The organism is Haloferax sp. Atlit-10N, assembly GCF_003586325.1.
In the GTDB taxonomy this organism is placed as follows: Archaea; Halobacteriota; Halobacteria; order Halobacteriales; family Haloferacaceae; genus Haloferax; species Haloferax prahovense.
In genome coordinates, this window is record NZ_PSYX01000198.1 from 1 (window position 1) to 431 (window position 431).

At 69.6% G+C, this 431-nt stretch carries 1 protein-coding gene; it reads right to left on the reverse strand.

Annotated elements, in window-relative coordinates; translation table 11 throughout:
- Positions 1-431: molybdopterin-binding protein (locus C5B91_RS21865; RefSeq protein WP_233547925.1), on the reverse strand; the 431-nt coding region annotated here is incomplete at both ends.

Here is a 431-nt window from a genome sequence, read left to right on the forward strand (position 1 = left end):
CTCGGGGATGCCCGGCATGACGTACACGCTGTCGACGACACAGCCGGCGGCGAAGCTCTCGTCGGTCAGTAGCGGCTGGCCGCCCTCGGGGACCGACGCCCACGCATCGAGGTCCAGGTCCATGTCGTAGCGGTCCACCAGCTCGGGGTTGTCCTCGGCGAAGCGCTCGGCCTTCGCTTCGAGGTGTGCCCGCACGTCGTCGGGAACAACGAGGTCGCGGTCGAACGCCCTCGCCACGGCGGCCTTCGTTATGTCGTCGGGCGTCCCGCCGATGCCACCGGTGACGATGACCGCGTCGAAGGCGTCGCGATATCGCGCCACAGTGTCGGCGACGACCGCCTCGTCGTCGGGCACAGTCAGGACGCGGGCGACGCTCGCACCGGCAGCCGTGAGCTGGCGCCCTAGCCACGACGCATTCGTGTTCTCCGTGT